Here is a 17,554-nt window from a genome sequence, read left to right on the forward strand (position 1 = left end):
GGCGCTCGGGCCGTGCGGATCTCTCAAGGAATTCGCCTTCGCGGTCGGCGGTCGATCCGCCGGCCGGGTTTCGATTTGCTTCTTCATCCTAGGAGTCGGGTCGGCTTTCATTCACGCTCTGTGCCAATTGTCCACGCCTGCGCCGCCCGTCAACCATTCGTGCGTTTACGCGTCTTGGCGTAAATTGATGCAAACGCGGTCGCTTTGGGCCGCAATCCCTTCTCTCGTTGGGCATCGATATGCGGGCAGGCATTCGTTTTTCGACCGGAGTCATCGGAGTCGTCTCGGCGCTGGTGGCTACTCTCTTCGTCGCGGTACCGGCGGCGGAAGCGGCCGGACCGCCGCTCCCCGCGGCCGGCGGGCATCCCCGGCTGATCGCTTCGGCGGACCGGATGCAGCAGCTCTCCGCGCAGGTGGCGGGCGATCCCGTCTCCGCCGAGCTCGCGGGCTGGGTCACGGACTCCGCGACGAGTCTGCTCACCGCCGGGAAGCTGAAGTACAACGCCGCCGACGACGGCAACATGCTGGATGACGCGCAGCTGCTCGGCCGTCGCATCCAGGACCTTCTTCTCGCCAAGCGCATCACGGGGGACACGCGTTTCCTCACCCGCGCCTGGCAGGAGGTGTCCCAGGCCATGGCGCTGGCCAACTGGAATCCGGACCACTTCCTCGACACGGCCGAGATGACATCGGCGCTGGCCGTCGCGCTGGACTGGGGGTACGACGACTGGACGGCGGCGCAGCGGACGGCCATCACGAATGCGATCGTGACGAAGGGGCTGCAGCCCTCGCTCGCGGTCTACCGCGTCGCCGACAACAACCCCGGGCCCTATCGCAACATCGGGAACTGGACCGGGCGTGCGGACAACGTCAACGTCATCGTGAACTCGGCCATGATCATGGGCGCGCTGGCGGTGAACGGCGAGACCACGTCGTCCGTCCCCGCCGAGGTGTACGGCGAGGGCATGGACAGCCTGACGAACGGGCTGCGCGCCTACGCCGCCGCCGGCGGTTTCGTCGAGGGGCAGTCCTACTGGGCGTACGCCACCCGTCACCTCGCATCCCTCGCGAACAGCCTGATCATCACGACGGGATCGGACCAGGGCCTCCTCAGCGGGACGGGCGTGCGCGCCAGCGGAACTTTCATGCTCGGCACACGCATGCCCAACGGGCAGTTCGCGACGTTCGCCGACACCCTCCCCACCGTCGATCCGGCCCCCGCCTTCGCGGGGCTCGGGTTCGCCCTGCAGGACACCCAGCTGATGAGCGCCGCCGCGCAGGCCCGGTCGACGCGGTTCGCCTCCCTCACTCTGCTGTGGCGTACGCCGAGCCTGGACGCGGGGTCCTCGGAGGCGCCGCTCGACTACGAGGACCCCGTGACGGGCGTCTTCGCGGCACGCGGCTCGCACACCGACACCGACGCCACTTTCCTGTCGATGCGCACGGCGAGCGATCCGAAGCTCAGCCACCAGCACATGGACGCGGGCGACTTCCTCCTCTCTGCCATGGGGGAGACGTGGGCCGTCGACCTCGGACGCGACGAGGCGACCTACGACCTGCTCAACGACAAGACGAACCGGTGGGACTACTACCGGGTCGGTCCGCAGGGGCACAACACGATCCTCATCAACCCGCAGAAGGGGCAGATCCCGCAACCCGGGTCGCCGACGACCGCCGTCGCATCGGGGTTCTCCGCGGAGTCGGCGTTCGCGGTCTCGGACATCACGAACCTCTACTCCGCCGACGTCCAGAGCTGGCGCCGTGGCGCCAGGCTCTTCGACCAGCGGACCAGTGTGCGCATCCAGGACGAGATCCAGACGTCGCGGACCACGTCGATCCTGTGGTCGATGCATACGGGGGCCGACGTCGAGATCGCCGCCGACGGGAAGACGGCGATCCTGTATCAGAACGGCAAGCGCCTCGCCGCGACGCTCGTCAACCCGTCGAACGCCCGGTTCGAAGTGACGGCGGCGCAGCCCTGGGTGACCATGCCCAACCCGTCGCAGGCGGCCAACACGAACATCCGCAAACTCATCGTGAGAACCGACCTCATCGGTACCGCGACCGTCGCCGTGGACTTCGCCCCCCTGCTCCCCGGCGAGACCAGCTCGGAGCTGCCGCCGACGGAGGCCGTCGTGCCGCTGTCGGCGTGGGCGGCGGCGCCGGCTTCCGCGGAGCTGTCCGGTATCGCCATCAACGGACGTGCCCTGGACACCTTCCGGGCGGACACGCCGAGCTACCGGGTGCCCGTGACGGGCACCGCGGTGCCCCAGGTGACGGCCACGGCGTCCTCCGGCTCGGTGACCGTCACGCAAGCCTCCGGCATCCCCGGATCGGCGACCGTCACCGTGTCCGGTTCGGGGGTGGCGGCGCGCACGTATCGCATCGACTTCTTCCGCGCGCCGATCGCCATCGCGGGGGCGAAGATCTCGGCATCCGACGGGGGTCGCGCGGAGTACACCTACGACAACGACCGCGGGACGAGTTGGTACGCGAACCGGGACCGCGCCGTAGTGACGTGGGATCTGGGCGGACTCAAGCTCTTCAAGGCGGGGCGGTTCGCGTGGGCGCCCGGCGACGGTACTCCCGTGCGGTATCAGATCGAGACGACGCAGGACGGCAAGACCTGGACGACGGTGAAGTCCCTGGTGCACAACGGAGAGACGCAGTGGGACGACGCGGTCCTCGGCGGCGCACGGTGGTCGACCGCGGTGCGCCTGGTCCTCACCGGGCCGGGAAGGCTCCAGGAGGCCCGCCTCTTCGAGTTCGACTACGGCCAGGACTGGTTCTCCGCGCCGACGTCCGTGCTCAGCGGCGCCAGCGTCACGGGGGTCCCGGGCGACATGAAGGTCGGCGATACAGCGACGCTCTCGAGCGCCCTCACGTGGACGGGGACTCCCGGAACGGCCGACAGCTCCTACGTCTCCAGCGACAGTTCGATCCTGAGCGTGGACGCGAACGGCAACGTCGTGGCGAGGAAGGCCGGCGTCGTCCGGGTCGGGGTGTCGGCGCGGTTCGCCGGCGTGGTGGTGTCGTCCTCGATCCAAGTGACGGTCGACGATCCCAACCGTGTCCGGATTTATGTGTCTGAGGATGCGTATACGGACAGTGTGAATTCGTCGACGAATTATGGGTCGTCGTGGTCGTTGCGGGTGAAGGGGGCGTTGGCGACGACGGCGGAGCGGGTGTCGTATTTGAAGTTCGATTTGTCGGCGTTGGCGGGGAAGTCGGTGACGTCGGCGGTGTTGTCGACGAGTTCGGTGATTCAGGAGGCGGGGACGGATCCTGCGGTGATGCGGGTGGATGTTCATCGGGCGACGGGGTCGTGGTCGGAGGGTTCGGTGACGTGGGCGAATCGTCCGGTGGTGGGGGATTTGTTGGGGAGTTTCCTGTCGCAGCGGTCGCAGTCGGTGAACACGACGGATCTGACGGGTTTCGTGAAGTCGTTCGCGTCGTCGGGTGCGGGGGTGTTGTCGTTGGGGTTGACGCAGGACGATGCCGGTAAGGGTGCGTTGTTGGTGAATGTGTCGTCGAAGGAATCGGGGGATCGGGCGTTCATCGATGTCACCCTCGCTCCGGTGACGGCGCCGGTGCCGCCGGGGGTGTTGAAGTCGGTGGCGGTGTCGGGGGTTCCTGCTCCGATGTCGTTGGGGTCGGAGGTGTCTCCGACGATCGCGGTGAAGGACACGATGGGCCGGGATTTCTCGGGTGCTGAGGTGTCGGTGGTGTCGTCGGCTCCGGGTGTGGTGGAGGTGTCGTCGTCGGGGTCGTTGAAGGCGGTGTCGCCGGGGCAGGCGACGGTGACGGTGACGGCGCAGGCGGCGGGGGTGGTGGTGTCCTCGACTGTCGCGGTGACGGTGGTGGATCCGAGTCCGACGTCGTTGCGGATTTATGTGTCTGAGGATGCGTATACGGACAGTGTGAATTCGTCGACGAATTATGGGTCGTCGTGGTCGTTGCGGGTGAAGGGGGCGTTGGCGACGACGGCGGAGCGGGTGTCGTATTTGAAGTTCGATTTGTCGGCGTTGGCGGGGAAGTCGGTGACGTCGGCGGTGTTGTCGACGAGTTCGGTGATTCAGGAGGCGGGGACGGATCCTGCGGTGATGCGGGTGGATGTTCATCGGGCGACGGGGTCGTGGTCGGAGGGTTCGGTGACGTGGGCGAATCGTCCGGTGGTGGGGGATTTGTTGGGGAGTTTCCTGTCGCAGCGGTCGCAGTCGGTGAACACGACGGATCTGACGGGTTTCGTGAAGTCGTTCGCGTCGTCGGGTGCGGGGGTGTTGTCGTTGGGGTTGACGCAGGACGATGCCGGTAAGGGTGCGTTGTTGGTGAATGTGTCGTCGAAGGAATCGGGGGATCGGGCGTTCATCGATGTCACCCTCGCTCCGGCGGGCCGATGAGGAGCGCGTGGATCTGCGTGGTCGGCGTCGGCACGTGACCCGGACTTTGGTCTGCTCGTCATTTCCCCGACATGCGCTGCTGGTAGCGTCTTTGCGGCGGGTGCGACGATGCGGGCAGACGGTCGGTACGTGGCTCGTTGATTCCGCCTCGAAATGACGGAGGGGGAGCCGCGTTGACGACAACGCAATCCACGGAGAAAAAGGCGGGCCGGCCGTGGCGGCTCATCGTGGTCGCCGGATTTCTGATCTTCCTGGCGATCCAGGGCTTCGTCTCCTTCAAGGTGACGCCCGAGCCGTACCCCATGATCCGGATGCCGAGCTTCGGTCTGGCGGCCAGCGCACAGGGCACGTACCCGGTGACGTTCATTTCCGGCGAGGTGGATTTCAGCGACGGCACGACGGCCGACATCGACCCCTACGCGATCGTGAACACGCTGCGGTTCTCCACCGCCCGCCCCTCCCTCGACTACGTGTTCAAGCCTCCGAAGGGCGGCGACGTGTCGGATCACCTCCGTGACTGGCTGCGGGGCCGCGTGGAGTCCGTGACCGGACGCGACGATGCCACCGACCTGCGCCTGTGCTGGGAGGACGTCAGCGTCCACGTGGAGGACGCGAGCATCTCGGACCGCCAACCCTGCGAATGGACGGAGGTCGCGCTGTGATCGCTCGCCTCGAGGGCATCATCGCCCGCGCCGCGGACTCGTATCGCCCCGATGCGCGCTTCCTCGCCGTCCTGCGCATGGCCTACGGGCTGTGGATCCTGCTCTTCCCCGTCGACATCCTGTGGATCGCCGCCGTCCCGAACGAGTTCGTCCACCCGCGGCCGGGGCTGTTCGGCTTCATCCACAGCGTTCCGCCGGAGGGGCTGCTCATCGCACTGACGGTCGTGCGCGCGGTGCTGGCGGTCCTCCTCGCCGTCGGCATCCTGACTCTCCCCGTCTCGATCCTCATGACCGCCGTGATGATCACCGCGGCGGGCATCTCGTACTCCTTCTCGAAGGTGGACCACTTCATCCTCTTCGAGCTCGTGCCGCTGTTCCTCGTGTTCGCCGGCTGGGGGCATCGGTGGTCCTTCGACGCGTGGTGGCGTTCCCGCCGGTCGCGTCCGGCGCAGGGGACGCGCGGGATGCCGGTCCTGCTCTACGCCATGACGATCGGCTGGGCGATGCTTTCGGCGGCCGTGCCCAAGGTCATGGGCGGCTGGTTGGACCCGTCGCGTCAGGCGACGCGGGGGTACATCGCCCGGGACATCGCCATCAACGAGAAGCTCGGACCGCTCGGGCAGTGGCTTCTGCCCTTCGACGTGGACCTGTTCTGGAAGCTCCTGGACTACGCGACCATCGCCGCGGAGGGGCTCCTCATCGTCTTCGTCCTCACACCGACTCTCTACCGGTGCTGGCTCCTGCTGCTGGCGTGCTTCCACACGGGTGTGTATCTCACCCTGGGGATCTCCTTCATCGACTACACGCTCGTGTACGCGGTGTTCTTCTCCCCGGTGGTGATGTGGATCATCCACCGGGTGCGCCGTTCCCGGCGTGCACCGGCGGAAGCGACGGCCCGACATGCGTGAGCGGCGCGCGTGAGGGTCAGCGTCGTCGGGAGCGGGCCGAACGGGCTCGCCGCCGCGGTCGTCATGGCGCGCGCCGGGCACGACGTGACCGTGTACGAGAAGGATGCCGTCGCCGGCGGGGGGCTGCGGACGGAGGCCTTCGTGGGGGACGGTGGGCTGTACGACGTCTGCTCCGCCGTGCATCCGATGGCCCTGGCATCCCGGTTCTTCACCTCGTTCGAGCTGGACCGACGGGTCGACTTCGTCACCCCCGACGTCTCGTTCGGGCACGCGCTGCACGGTCGTTCGGCCGTCGCCTACCGCGACCTCGATCGCACCGTCGAGGAGCTCGGCGGGTCGGGACGCGCCTGGGGTGCGGTGATGCGTCCTCTCGTCGACAACATCGGAGCGGTCCGGGCCCTGAGCGGGCTGGCTCTGCGCGGACGACCGAGCGAGGCCGTCGGTGCGCTGGCGATGGCGGCCGCCGCGGTCGGCTTCTCGGCGCTGACGGGGGAGGCGCGCGCGCTGGCCTCGGGCGTCGTCGCCCACGGGGCGGCCCCGTTCGGATCGATGGCGGCCCGCTTCGTGGGTGCGGTGCTCGCCGCGGAGGCGCACTCCGTCGGGTGGCCCGTGCCGGTGGGCGGTTCCGCAGCCATCGCATCGGCCATGGTCGCCGATCTTCGGGCGCACGGGGGCCGCGTCGTGAACGACACGGTCGTCGATGACATCCGCCAGGTGTGGGCGCCGGGCGACATCGCTCTGTTCGACACCGGGCCGCGCCCGTTCGCCGACGCGGCCGCGCCCCTGCTGTCGTCCGGCTACCGCGACCGCCTGCGGCGTTACCGCTACGGAAACGCCGCGGCGAAGGTCGACATGATCCTCTCCGAGCCCGTGCCGTGGACCGACGCCCGTCTACGCCAGGCCGGTACGGTTCACCTGGGCGGGTGGGAGCGGGACGTGTCGCGCGCGGAGAAGCAGGCCCGAGCAGGTCGGCATCCTTCCGCGCCGTTCGTCCTGCTCTCCCAGCCGACGCGCCTCGATCGCTCCCGCCTTCCGGCCGCGTCCGATCGGGAGATCGTCTGGGCGTACGCTCACGTCCCGAACGGATCGAGCAGCGACGCGACGGAGTCCATCCTGCGCCGCATCGAGACCTTCGCACCCGGCTTCCGCGACACCGTCGTCCACCTCGAGGCGCGCCCCGCGACGTCGTTCGCCGAGCTCAACCCGAACTTCGTCGGCGGGGACGTGCTGGGGGGCCGGGTCGACCTGGCACAGCTGCTGACCCGCCCGACGCTGACCGCGCGACCGTGGCGGACCCCGATCCCCGGCGTGTTCCTGTGCTCCGCCGCCACTCCCCCCGGGGCCGGCGTGCACGGGATGGCGGGATGGCACGCCGCGCGGATCGCACTTCAGGAGAACGGGCAGAAGATGCCCGATCTCTCCCCGACCGACAGGAACCACGAGTAATGGCAGATTTCCTGATTTCGATAGCCACCTACAAGCGGCCCGAACTCCTCGCCGACCTCCTCCGGTCGCTGGAGCCCGAGGTCGTCGGCGAGGACGTCCGGATCGCGGTGGTCGACAACCACGCCGAGGGCACGGGTCGGGCGGTGTGCGAGGCTTCGCCCCTCGACATCGAGTACGTCATCGAACCCCGTCCGGGCATCGCCGCCGCCCGCAACCGCGGGCTGGACCTCGTCCGCGAGGACGATCGCTTCCTCATCTTCGTCGACGACGACGAACGCGTGCACCCGGGTTGGCTCCGCAGCCTCGCCGACGCACAGCAGCGCTACGACGCCGACGTGATCTCCGGACCCGTCGTCTCCGTCCTCCCCGCCGACGCGCCCGCCTGGATCGCCCGGGGAGGTTTCATCCAACGGGCGCGCTTCCGCACGGGCGACCCCTCCCTGTCGCCCGCCACGAACAACACCCTGGTGCGGCTGGACTATCTCCGCTCGCTGGGGTCGCCCCGGTTCGACGAGGGTTTCTCGATGACCGGCGGTAGCGACACCGCGTTCTTCCGCGTCCTCCGCGACGCCGGCGCGCGCATGATCTGGTGCGATGAGGCCGTCGTCGACGAGGACGTCCCGGCGGAGCGCGCGAACTTCGCATGGATCTGGCGTCGCGGCATCCGCGAGGGGAACGTGTCGGGGCGCATGCTCCTGCGTCAGAGGTCGCGGACCAAGGTCGTCGTGGCGGGACTCGCGCGGATCGCCTACGGTTCCGCCGCCACCGCACGGGACGTGGTCCTCGGACGGGGCGTCCAGGCGCGCAGCACCGCGTACATCACACGGGGCCTCGGGTGGATCGGAGCGAGCCGTGGTCGGCTCGTCACCGAATACGCCCGCCCCACGGAATCGGTCGAGGGATAGAGAAACACCGCATGACAACGATCTTCGTTCTGGGTTCCGGACAGGAGGACAACATCGGCGATGTGGTCCTGCGCCGCACCATGTTCGACCAGCTCCGCACCCGCGGACCGCTGCACATCTTCCTCGGGGCCGCCTCGGAGGAGTTCGTGACGGCCCTGGAGCTGTCCGATTCCGACGTCGTCTATCACGACAAAGGGGCCTGGCGTTCTGCGCTGTGGGCGTCGATCCGCCGCGGCCGCGGGACCTGGTTCGTCGACAAGCCGGGCGAGCTCATCCTCGGACGCCGGTACCTGCTGGCGCAGCTGCGCATGGTGCCGGCTGCCATCGCCATCCGTCTGCAACGCGGAAGGGTGCTGCGGCTCGGTCTGGGGCAACGCAGCCCCGAACCGCGTCTGACGCCGATCTACCGCGCGCTGTTCCGGCTCAGCAACGTCGTCGCGTGGAGGGACGCCGACACCTACGCGAGGTTCCGTCTGGGTGAGGTCATGCCGGATTGGGGCTTCGCCGAGCGCGGTTCGACCGAGGTGGAGGGCCGCAATCTCCTGGTGCTGTCCTACCGGTCCGACAAGCCCGCATTCACGCCCGCGCTCGTCGCCGCGATCGGCGACGCGGCCCGCGCCCGGGGCCTCGACGTCGTCGTCGTGACCCAGGTGGGGCGCGACTCGCCGCGGTCGCGCGAGCTGGCCGAGGCCCTCGACGCCGAGCTGGTCGACTGGCCCGACGGTCGTAGCCACGGGGAACAGGAGCGTCTGCTCCGCGACGTCTACCGACGCTCCGCGATCGTGCTCAGCGACCGCCTGCACGTACTGATCGTGGCCATGACGGAGGGAGCCGTGCCCCTTGCGCTCTCGCTCGGGCCGAACTACAAGATCGGACGCCACTTCGATGCGATCGGATACTCCGACGTTTCCGTTCCGGTGTCCGACGGCGACGCCGACACGGTCGACGCGGTGATCACCAGCGCGCTCGAGCGCGGTCCGGAGGCACGGCGCCTGCTGGCCGCAGCGGTGCGACGCATCGACGACGTGGCTCGGGATGCCATGGGTGCCCCGACCGGGGTCGAGAATGGCGACTAAGAGTCTCGGCCGGTCAGCGCTCGGAGGCGCGGGGGCCACCATCCTCTGGCAGGGCGTGCGGCTCGTGCTGCTGGCTCTGAGCATCGTCATCCTGGCGAGGCTTCTGGACCCGGCCGACTACGGTCTCGTCGCGATGGTGACCGCCCTCATCGGGATCGGCGAGTTGCTGCGCGACATGGGACTGTCGATGGCGAGCGTCCAGGCCAAGACGGTCTCCGCGGAGGAGAAGTCGAATCTCTTCTGGGCGAACACCCTGATCGGCGCCGTCCTCACCACCGTCGCCTACCTGCTGGCCGAACCCATCGCCGCACTGTACGGACGCGACGAGCTGGTCGGCATCACCCATGCGTTGGCGTTCACGTTCCTCATCAACGGCATCGCGACCCAGTTCAAGGCGCAGATCAACCGCGATCTGCGCTTCATGACGCTCGGCTTCACCGAGGCGCTGCCGCAAGCGGCGGGTCTGGCCGCCGCGATCGTCTGGGCCGTCAGCATCGGTGGCTACGGCGCGCTCGTCGTGCAGGCGCTGGTCATCGCGGTCGGCGGACTGCTCCTGGACCTCGTCTTCGCCCGGTGGTGGCCGCGGGGCTACTTCCGGAGGACGTCCATCCGCCGCTTCCTCCGTTTCGGCGGGGCGCTCGCGGGCACCCAGACTCTGGCCTATCTCTCGAAGAACCTCGACACCGTCGCGCTCGGTCTCACCGTGGGCAGCACGCCGCTGGGATGGTACAACCGCGCCTACCAGATCACGGTCCTCCCGCTCACCCAGCTGACGGCACCCATGTCGCGGGTTGCCGTGCCGATCCTCTCGCGCGTCCAGGACGACGCGCGCGCGTTCGGTCGGTTCCTGCGGGCCGGGCAGTTCTTCAGCGTCGGGCTCGCGGCCGTCTGCTACGGAACGATCGTCGGCATGGCCGAACCGCTCGTGCGGGTCGTCCTCGGCGAGACCTGGCTGCCCGCCGCCCCCGTGCTCCAGGTGCTGGCGATCTCCGGCGTCTTCCGCGCGATGGGGCAGGTGCCGTACTGGCTCTTCCTCTCGAAGGGGCACGCGGGACGGCAGTTCCGCTTCTACCTCGTCGCGCAGCCGGTCATCATCGTCGGCATCCTCGCGGGCCTGCCCTTCGGCCTCATCGGTGTCGCGTGGGGTGTCAGCGCGGGCTACGCGATCTTCTGGATCGCGCAGATGCTCTGGGCGGCGCGTGCGACGGACACCCCCACCGGTGGCCTCATCGTCTCGGCGTTGGCGATCGTCCTGTCGGTGGGCGTTCCGATCGCCGGGATCGGCCTTCTGGTAACCTCGCTGCTGGATCAGCCCGTCGTCGTCATCGCCGTCGGTCTCGCGGCATCCGCCGTCTATCTCGCCGTGCTGCTGTTCGCTGTGCCGATCTACCGCAGCCAGGTTCGGGAAGTTCTCACGTTGGCACGGAGGCGCCGATGACATCCACGGTTCCCCGGGCGGGCAACCGTCCGTCGACGCCCCTCGAGCCGGCGCCCCGGAGGCGCCGCCACATCGTCGGCATCCTGCTGTTCAGCGTGATCGCAGCGCTCCTGCCGCTGGACCGCTTCCTCCTCACCGACGCGACCGTTTCCTCCCGCGTCTCGTGGGGTGTCATCATCCTCCTGGCGCTGTGCGTCATCGGAGGGCGGGTGGCGCGGCCGCCGTTCCCCTTCGTGTGGATCTCCGCGCTCGTGCTGATCCCGCTGGGTGGTCTTCTCTCGGGGACGACGACCAACGTCAACTCGAGCCTGCAGGTGGCCATCCCGCTCGCCCTGATGGTCGGATTGGCGCCGTTCGTCCTTCGCTACTACGTCCTGAACAGCCGTGCCTTCCTGTGGGTGGTCGGCGCCGCGTTCGTGGCCGCGCAATCCTTCTCCGCCGCCATGGGCATGTGGCAGTTGCTCGGCGGCACCCCTTTCGAGACGAAACTCATCTTCGGGCGCATCACGGGTCTCGCCGGACACCCGAACGTCCTGGGCATCATGGGCGTCATCTCGATCCTCGGCCTGCTGGCCGCCCTCCCGCGCGCGCGGCGCGGGGCGAAGGTGCTCGTCGTCGCGCTGCTCGGCTTGAACGGACTCGCGCTGGTCTTCAGCGGCAGCCTGAGCTCGATGCTCGCCGCCACGACCGGGCTCGTCGTGATCCTGGCGGTCAAGCGGCGTCTGGTCGCGACGTTCGTGACCATCGTGCTGGGCGGCACCCTCGTCGCGATCTTCGCCGGCGCCGGTGGTCTCGATCCCTTCGGAGCGCTCTCGCCCATCACGACCCGGGTCGAGGTCGTCCTCGGAACGGCCGAGGTCGACGGTGGTGCGGCGTCGGTGAGCACGCGCATCCTCACCTACGAGTGGGCGTGGCGCTTCATCAGTGCCAATCCCCTCATCGGTGTCGGCATGGATGCCACGAACGCGGGCACCTACAACGGCTACACGCCGGTCCACAATTACATCCTGCACGCCTGGTACCGCGGCGGACTCTTCTTCTTCATGTGGCAGGTGTTCGCGACGGTCGGCTACCTGCGCCTGCTGATCCAGGCGATCCGGACGAAGACGGAGGCTGTGCCGGCCGGGCTCATGATGGGGATCGTCGTGTTCGCGGCCACCTCGGCGTTCTACGACCAGCAGTCCTACTGGCTTCCGCTCCTGCTCGCCGTCGCCTGCCAATCCGGAGTGAAGAAGATCGCCGCGCCCGCGCCCGGTCCGTCGCGGCCCGCGCTGCGCGGGACGTCCGCCGGGCGCTGGAACTGACCCCCGACGGGCGCTGCGGCACTCTCAGCGGTGCAGGACGGCTTCGGCGGCGGTTCGCACGTTGTCCACCGCCGACTCGACCGTGAGGCGTTGCGCGTTGGACTGCGCGTGCGCAGCGACCGCGGTGTAGAACGCCTCGTCGGCCGTGAGGCGGGTGATGGCGGCGGTCCATGCAGGGACGTCGGCGGGGTCGAGGACCAACTGCCGCGACAGGGTCTCGTCGGTGTAGATCATCTCCGCGCAGCCGAACGCCCGTGACATCACGACAGGGATGCCGAGCATGGCGGCTTCGACGGCGCTGCGGCCGAAGGCCTCGCGCGTGGACGTGCCGACGTAGACCCGGGCCGACGCCCACACCTCCTCGCGCGACCGCCAACCGCCCATCCGGACGTTGGTGGGGACCTCGGCGCCGACCTGCTCCTCGAGCGGCCCCGATCCGTACATCACGCCCTGCACGGGCGTACCACGAAGCGCGTCCAGGAACAGCGACGGGTTCTTGTCGCGCGAGAACCGCGCCGCCCACACGACGTCCCCGGTGCTCGCCTTCGCGGACGGGGCCCGGGGCGGAACGAGCCCGGGCGGAACGAGACGATCCACGGCAGCGCCGACATCGTCGGCGAGCGTCGGCGTCGTGGCCCACACCTCACGGGCGCGCCGCAGCGCCGCCAGCTCGAGCGTGCGCCAGGCGGCGGTCTTGAGTGCGGAGGCCTCGGTCGGAGCGGGCCAGGGGAGACCGCGCAGATACGCCACCCACGGCGCGCTGCGGAGGCTCAGAGCCATGTCCGTCTGCGGGACCATGCTGACGCGGAGGTCGGCCGCAGCGACCTCGGGGAGCTCGCTCAGATCGCTGCTCAGACGGCGCACACCGCCCAGCCCCGATGGTTCCCGTGCGAACTCCCGGATCCCCTCCTCGACGAGGGGCGATCCCCCGGCCTTGGTGGAGACCCCGAGCACGGCCGTCCACTCCAACCCGGCCTTCCGGCCGGCTCGGACGAGTTCCACCGTGGAGTTGTAGACACCGCTGCGGGCGATGAGAGGTGCGGCGATGAAGCAGATCCGGGTCATGTCGATGCGCTCCGTTCCGCGACGGAGAAGATCCGTTCGCCGACCTGCTGGTCCGACAGGAGGGAGGGGGTCGCTGCGGCGCCGGAGGCGAGCCGGCGACGGAGGGCGAGGTCCTCGACGAGGGAACGGATGGCCGAGGCGAGCGCGTCCGCATCCCGGGGGGTGAAGACGAGACCGTTCTCGCCGTCCGTGACCCACTCGGACGGTCCGCCTTCGCCCGAGACGATGGTCGGCTTCCCGGCGGCGAGGTACTGCAGGACGTTCTGTCCGAGCGGTTCGGGTCGGAGCGAGCACTGGACGCAGATGTCGAGACTCGCGATGGCTGCGTCGACGTCGGCCCGGTGTCCCGCGAACTCCACGCGATCGGCGACACCCAGGCTGACCGCGAGCGCGGCGAGGTCGGAAAGGAAATCCTCGTGTCCGAACGACGGTCCGCCGAAGAAGACGAGTGACGCGCCCGCATCGGGACAGGCGGTGGCGAAAGCGCGCAGCAGCAGCTCCTGACCCTTCCAGGGGTCGATGCGCGCCACCAGGCCGATGCGCGTCACCGGGTCCGGGACGCTCAGCGCCGCCGGGTCGACGGGGTGCAAGCCGGAGGGGCTCGGGATCACTTCGACGACTTCCGTCCGGAGGTACGGGCGGACGGTCTCGAGCGACGCGCGGGAGTTCGCGATGACACCCGCCGCCCGAGGCAGGACGAAGCGGCGCATCAGCCGCGTCGCGGTCCCTCCGATGGCATCCGGGGTCATGAGGTCTCGGATGTGCACGACGAACGGCGTCCGCGTGAGCGCACCGGCGAGGGCCACGTAGACGGCGGCCCGGGTGGTGTTGGCCACGAGGACGTCGGCGTCTCGCACTGCGCGGAGTCGGGCAAGGGACACCCCGGATGCCACGATCTTCAGCGCGAGACGGGCGGCGGCGACCGCTCTTGAGCCTCCCTGCCGTCGGGCGACGTGTCGCGGTCCGACGTGCTCGATGGGGACGCGGGACCCGAGGGACTCGGTGAAGACGTCGGTGCCGTCCGTCACCGGGGGCAGCACCACGGCGGGCGACCACGGTTGGTCGGTCTGCAGCAGGCGGACGAGGGCGAACTCCGCACCTCCGCGCTCACTGGAGTGGTCGGCGAACACGACGCGAAGGGGGGCCGATGCCCGCTCAGCCGTCATGAGCTCGCCCGGTCCTGACCGCCTGCGGAGAGCGCGTCGATCCGGGCGATCTCCTCGCGCAACCGAGCCGCGAAGTGCTCTTCGGTGAAGCGCTGCGCGTGGTTCTTGATCGCGTCCTCGTCCCAGCTCCGCGTCTCGAATCCCCGCACTGCCTCGATGACGGCCGCGGCGTCGGGGGAATCGAAGTAGACCCCGGTCGTGCCCTCGTCGATGGTGTCGAGGAATCCGCCCCAGCGCAGGACGATCGAAGGTTTCCCGTGGACGGCGCCCTCGATGGGGGTCAGGCCGAAGTCTTCGAAGCTGGCCGACACCACCGCGCGGCACCGCGCGTAGAGCCACGCGATCTGACCGTCCGTGAGGTCCTTCACCATGGCGACGTTGTCGCCGCGCAGACCGGCCAGCCGGCGCTCCTCGGGGCCGGCACCCACGACGACGAGCGGCAGCCCGAGCTCGTTGAACGCCTCGATGACGACATCCACGTTCTTGTAGGGGAGGAGCCGGGAGATGCAGAGGAAGAAAGGTTCCGCGGCGATGGCGTCGGGCAGGGGGACGGGCTCTTCGGCGATGCTCGTGTCCACCGTGTGCGGAGCGGGGAGTACCTCGGCATCCAGGCCGTAGGTCTCCTTGATGCGCTGCTGGACGACCGTGGAGATGGCGAAGTAGGTCGTCGCGGTCGTCGAGGCGCGCCGGTCCCAGCGCTTCAGGAACGGCGAGAGGACGTCGAGGACGATCCGGCGCGGCGAGAGGCCCGAGGAGCCCATGTAGGCGTCGCGCTGGTACAGCCATCGGGCGGGGGAGTAGCAGTAGACGATCTTCGATCCGGTCGCGGGGAATCCGTGCGCCCACCCGCTCGAACTCACGATCGTGTGCTTCGCGCGCACGCGCATGCGGCTCGCCGCCCATGCCAGGAACGGCAGCGCGAGGCGGTGCGAGCGCCGCAACGGGCCCACCGCGTTCAACGGCGACGTGATGATCCGCGAGTCGGCGAACTCGGGGTACGTCGTCGACGCCTCGTACAGCGTCGTGTAGATCGGAGCGGACGGGAATGCCCGCTGCAGAGCCAGCACGACCTTCTCAGCGCCGCCGCGCTGGGTCAGATAGTCGTGGGCGATGGCCACGTCCACGGTCTCGTCCGACTGGTGTGTGGTCACGGAGGGCTCCTCGGAGTGGGCGCGTGCGAGCGGATGTCAGGCGGCGGCGGAGGCGATGTACTCCCGCACGGAGTCCTCCCACGCGATGGTGGGAGCCCACCCGAACTCCTCGCGGAGGCGGGAGGAGTCTCCGGCGATGCGGGGAGGGTCGTTCGGACGCATCCGCGCGGGGTCGATCTCCACCCGGAAGTCGTCCCGATGCAGGGTCTCCCCGATGACCCGGAGGAGGTCCTCGCCGCTCTGGGACGTGCCGGTGGAGATGTTGTAGAGGTCGTGCGCGTGCGAGGGGGCCGTGGCCAGGGTGAGGTACGCGGATGCCACGTCGCGGACATCCGTGTAATCACGGCGGGCGGCGAGATTGCCCACGCGGACAGGGGCGTCGTCCGTCGCCGTCCGCACCGCGGCCGTGAGGTCGGGGACGATGAATCCCCGGCTCTGCCCCGGGCCGATGTGGTTGAACGGTCGCGCCGCCACCACGTCCAGGCCGCGCCCCGCGTAGTAACGGCACTGCTGCTCGACGAGCAGCTTCGCGACGACGTACGGGCTCGACGCGAACGTGTCGCTCCCCTCGTCGACGGTGCCGGAGGGCGTGGGCTTGTAGACGGCGCCCGAACTGACCACGATGAGCCGCGGACGTGTCTCCGAGGCCAGGACGCTCTCGCCGAGATTCGTCATGATCCGGCTGTTGATCTCGATGTACCGCTGAGGCTGCGCGAAAGACGGTCCGACGGCGGCGAGTCCCGCGAGGTGCACGACCGCATCGACGTCGCCGTCCACGGGCCAGCCCTCGGCGAGGTCGGCGGAGAAGTACCGGTCTGCGTGGGCGGCGACGGCGGCGGTCGGCTGCGCTTCACGCCCGACCGCCCACACCGACAGGCCCCGCTGCGCGGCGAGCGCGACGACGTGGGAGCCGACGAAGCCGTTGGCTCCCGTGACGACGAGCGTCCGCGTCATCGGTTCTGCAAGCGGCCCTGTTCGGCCAGGTCGTGGGCGACCATGAGCTTCACCAGTCCGGGGAAGTCGACTTCGCGACGCCACCCGAGCTCGTTCTCCGCCTTCGAGGGGTCGCCGAGCAGGATGTCGACCTCGGCGGGACGCAGGAAGGCCGGGTTCTGCACCACGTACGGGCGCCAGTCGTCGATGCCGATCTCGGCGAACGCCAGGGTGAGGAACTCCTCGATGGAGTGGGTCTCTCCGGTCGCGAGGACGAAGTCGTCGGGGGTTTCGTGCTGCAGCATCCGCCACATGCCCTCGACGTAGTCGCCGGCGTAGCCCCAGTCTCGCTTGGGCCACAGGTCGCCGAGCTCGATGTTCGGCTGCAGGCCGAGCTTGATGCGGGCCACGGCGTGGGTGATCTTCCGCGTCACGAACTCGACGCCGCGACGCTCGCCCTCGTGGTTGAACAGGATGCCGCAGGATACGAACATCCCGTAGCTCTCGCGGTAGTTCTTCGCGATCCAGTGGCCGTACAGCTTCGCGACGCCGTAGGGGCTGCGCGGGTGGAACAGCGAGTTCTCGTTGTAGCCGGCGCCGGGACGGTTGTAGTCGAGCCCGCCGAACATCTCGGAGGTCGACGCCTGGTAGACCTTGGTACGCTCGGCGCGACCGGTGATGCGGACGGCTTCGAGGACGTTGAGGACGCCCTTGGCGGTCACGTCGGCCGTCAGCGTGGGGTTCTTGAAGGAGTACCCCACGTGGCTGACCGCGGCCAGGTTGTACACCTCGTCCGCGTCGCTCACCTCGACCGCGCGCACCAGCGAGGTGGGGTCGATCAGGTCGCCCTCGATGAGCGTCACATAGGGGAACTCGGCGACGGTCGCCTCCTTGCGCGGGTTGTTCTGCCCACGGATCAGACCGAAGACTTCGTACCCCTTCGCGTGCAGAAGCTCGGCGAGGTGCCCTCCGTCCTGGCCCGTGATGCCTGTGACCAGCGCGCGGCGGGGAGTTGTCATTGAGGATCTCCAAGGAAATAGCAGGTTCGGATCCGGGCGTCATTTCGCGGGGAGGTCCGCATCATCCCGATGTGCGAAGCG

13 protein-coding genes are annotated in these 17,554 nt (G+C 69.1%); 8 read left to right on the forward strand and 5 right to left on the reverse strand.

Translation table 11 applies throughout. From position 1 onward, the window contains the following. The first annotated feature begins 293 nt into the window (after window positions 1-293). From QM517_RS11330 to QM517_RS11365, 8 genes are all read left to right on the forward strand, one after another. A complete protein-coding gene (locus QM517_RS11330; RefSeq protein WP_283287514.1) occupies window positions 294-4,400 on the forward strand; it encodes a CBM96 family carbohydrate-binding protein in 4,107 nt (1,368 codons plus the stop codon). 227 nt (window positions 4,401-4,627) lie between these two features. Continuing rightward, window positions 4,628-5,062: a hypothetical protein gene (locus QM517_RS11335; RefSeq protein WP_283287515.1), complete on the forward strand. Its 435-nt coding sequence runs from the start codon at window positions 4,628-4,630 to the stop codon at window positions 5,060-5,062. Then, window positions 5,059-5,970 (forward strand): hypothetical protein, encoded by a 912-nt coding sequence (locus QM517_RS11340; RefSeq protein ID WP_077049597.1) that lies wholly within the window; start codon window positions 5,059-5,061, stop codon window positions 5,968-5,970. Before QM517_RS11335 ends, QM517_RS11340 begins: the two co-directional genes overlap by 4 nt. Before the next feature lie 9 nt (window positions 5,971-5,979). Further along, window positions 5,980-7,416: a phytoene desaturase family protein gene (locus QM517_RS11345; protein ID WP_283287516.1), complete on the forward strand. Its 1,437-nt coding sequence runs from the start codon at window positions 5,980-5,982 to the stop codon at window positions 7,414-7,416. Beyond that, the gene (locus tag QM517_RS11350; RefSeq protein WP_077049595.1) at window positions 7,416-8,321 is read left to right on the forward strand and encodes a glycosyltransferase family 2 protein; all 906 of its coding nucleotides are present in this window, start codon (window positions 7,416-7,418) and stop codon (window positions 8,319-8,321) included. The genes QM517_RS11345 and QM517_RS11350 overlap by 1 nt, the downstream gene beginning before the upstream one ends. A gap of 11 nt (window positions 8,322-8,332) precedes the next feature. Continuing rightward, window positions 8,333-9,397, forward strand: a complete 1,065-nt coding sequence (locus QM517_RS11355) for a hypothetical protein (protein ID WP_077049594.1) — start codon at window positions 8,333-8,335, stop codon at window positions 9,395-9,397. Beyond that, window positions 9,387-10,835 carry a lipopolysaccharide biosynthesis protein gene (locus tag QM517_RS11360; RefSeq protein ID WP_160897641.1) on the forward strand — a complete coding sequence of 483 codons (1,449 nt, stop codon included), beginning with the start codon at window positions 9,387-9,389 and terminating at the stop codon, window positions 10,833-10,835. The genes QM517_RS11355 and QM517_RS11360 overlap by 11 nt, the downstream gene beginning before the upstream one ends. Then, window positions 10,832-12,139, forward strand: coding sequence for an O-antigen ligase family protein (locus QM517_RS11365; protein WP_077049592.1), 1,308 nt, complete (start codon window positions 10,832-10,834; stop codon window positions 12,137-12,139). Before QM517_RS11360 ends, QM517_RS11365 begins: the two co-directional genes overlap by 4 nt. A gap of 24 nt (window positions 12,140-12,163) precedes the next feature. Here the strand turns inward: QM517_RS11365 and QM517_RS11370 are convergent, their stop codons facing one another. Genes QM517_RS11370 through QM517_RS11390 form a run of 5 tightly spaced genes read right to left on the reverse strand, consistent with a single transcriptional unit; the run spans window position 12,164 to window position 17,473 of the window. Beyond that, window positions 12,164-13,204: a glycosyltransferase family 4 protein gene (locus QM517_RS11370; protein ID WP_283287517.1), complete on the reverse strand. Its 1,041-nt coding sequence runs from the start codon at window positions 13,202-13,204 to the stop codon at window positions 12,164-12,166. Further along, window positions 13,201-14,370: a glycosyltransferase family 4 protein gene (locus QM517_RS11375; RefSeq protein ID WP_283287518.1), complete on the reverse strand. Its 1,170-nt coding sequence runs from the start codon at window positions 14,368-14,370 to the stop codon at window positions 13,201-13,203. Before QM517_RS11375 ends, QM517_RS11370 begins: the two co-directional genes overlap by 4 nt. After that, entirely contained in the window at window positions 14,367-15,521 is a 1,155-nt protein-coding gene (locus QM517_RS11380; RefSeq protein WP_283287519.1) for a glycosyltransferase, read from the reverse strand. Before QM517_RS11380 ends, QM517_RS11375 begins: the two co-directional genes overlap by 4 nt. 36 nt (window positions 15,522-15,557) lie before the next feature. Next, on the reverse strand, window positions 15,558-16,475 hold the full coding sequence (locus QM517_RS11385) for an NAD-dependent epimerase/dehydratase family protein (protein WP_283287520.1): 918 nt from the start codon (window positions 16,473-16,475) through the stop codon (window positions 15,558-15,560). Next, a complete protein-coding gene (locus QM517_RS11390; protein WP_283287521.1) occupies window positions 16,472-17,473 on the reverse strand; it encodes a GDP-mannose 4,6-dehydratase in 1,002 nt (333 codons plus the stop codon). Before QM517_RS11390 ends, QM517_RS11385 begins: the two co-directional genes overlap by 4 nt. Between the last annotated feature and the right edge of the window lie 81 nt (window positions 17,474-17,554).

The organism is Microbacterium sp. IEGM 1404 (genome assembly GCF_030056775.1).
In the GTDB taxonomy this organism is placed as follows: Bacteria; Actinomycetota; Actinomycetes; order Actinomycetales; family Microbacteriaceae; genus Microbacterium.